This is a genomic window from Bacillus sp. 05T31, assembly GCF_056396725.1.
In genome coordinates, this window is record NZ_JBFTMA010001445.1 from 1 (window position 1) to 407 (window position 407).

Genomic DNA, 407 nt, shown 5'->3' on the forward strand with positions numbered 1-407 from the left:
TTACTAGTAAGGGCAATGTAGTGTTATGTTATTACATTTAGATATTAGTGTATACCGTAACATAGTTGGAATTTTAAAATCAATACATATAATCTAAAGTGTTAGTTATAAGGAAAAGTAAAAATATTCTTTGAAGTAATGTGTATAACTTAGAAGGATATAAGAGATAGGTGAAATTCATGAATACAAGACAAAGAGAAATTTTGTTTCTGTTATTATCTGAATCTAATGATTATTTACTAGTACAAGACCTTGCTGATCAAGTAAATTGCTCTGAAAAAACAATTCGTAATGATTTTAAAGCAATTGAGGATCACCTCACGAATTACGCGAGTGCAATTCTTGTTAGGAAACCGGGCTTAGGAGTTTACTTAGAGATTGCGGAATATGAAAAGGTAGATTTGTTT

Annotated in this window: 1 protein-coding gene; it reads left to right on the forward strand. The window is 29.5% G+C overall.

The window, feature by feature from the left end; translation table 11 throughout:
• Positions 1-179 precede the first annotated feature (179 nt).
• Positions 180-407 (forward strand): HTH domain-containing protein (locus AC1DJR_RS33745; protein WP_477004645.1); only part of this gene is annotated, 228 nt, incomplete at its 3' end.